The organism is Streptomyces sp. 13-12-16 (assembly GCF_002114215.1).
GTDB lineage: Bacteria > Actinomycetota > Actinomycetes > Streptomycetales > Streptomycetaceae > Streptomyces.
Window position 1 is genome coordinate 1 of the sequence record NZ_NCTE01000828.1, and the last position, 924, is coordinate 924.

The following is a 924-nucleotide window of genomic DNA, read 5'->3' on the forward strand; positions in this document are numbered from 1 at the left end:
CGCAGCCGGCCGGCGTCCTCGATCGCCGCCCAGTGGTCGGTGCCGGCCACCCGCACCCGGATGGCGCGCCGCGCGGAGGCGAGCTCCCGCGCCCACTGCGGCTCGGCACCCCGCTCGGCGAGTTCGGCGTCGGTGAGCGGGCCCAGCAGCCGCAGCAGGTCGGCCACGCCCTCCGCGTCCTTGACCCGCCGGTCCTCGGTGAGCCACAGCAGCTCGCGCTCCAGCTCGGTCAGCACCTCCGCGTCGAGCAGCTCGCGCAGCTCCGCCTGGCCGAGCAGCTCGGCCAGCAGCCGTGAGTCCAGCGACAGGGCGGCGGCGCGCCGCTCGGCGAGCGGGGAGTCGCCCTCGTACAGGAACTGGGCGACGTATCCGAAGAGGAGGGAGCGGGCGAAGGGGGACGGTTCGGGTGTGGTGACCTCGACCAGGCGCACCTTGCGCGCCTCCAGGTCACCCATCAGCTCGACGAGTCCGGGCACGTCGAAGACGTCCTGGAGGCACTCGCGGACGGCTTCGAGGACGATCGGGAACGAGCCGAACTCGCCGGCCACCTGGAGCAGTTGCGAGGCGCGCTGACGCTGCTGCCACAGCGGGGTGCGCCGGCCGGGGTTGCGGCGCGGCAGCAGCAGCGCGCGGGCGGCGCACTCGCGGAACCGGGACGCGAACAGCGCCGAGCCGCCCACCTGGTCGGTGACGACCTGGTCGACCTCGCCCTTGTCGAAGACGACGTCGGCGGCTCCCACGGGGGCCTGGTCCGCGTCGTACTCGGTGCCGGCCTTCACGGGGGTCTGGTCGAGGAGGTCGAGACTCATCAGGTCGGCGTCCGGCAGCCGCAGCACGATGCCGTCGTCGGCGTGCATCACCTGGGCGTCCATGCCGTACCGCTCGGAGAGGCGGGCGCCGAGCGCGGGCGCCCCCCGGGCGGGC

Annotated in this window: 1 pseudogene; it reads right to left on the reverse strand. The window is 74.8% G+C overall.

Features of this window, described 5'->3' with window-relative positions:
- Nucleotides 1-924 (reverse strand): annotated as a pseudogene (locus tag B7767_RS29860) (DEAD/DEAH box helicase); the annotation flags it as partial.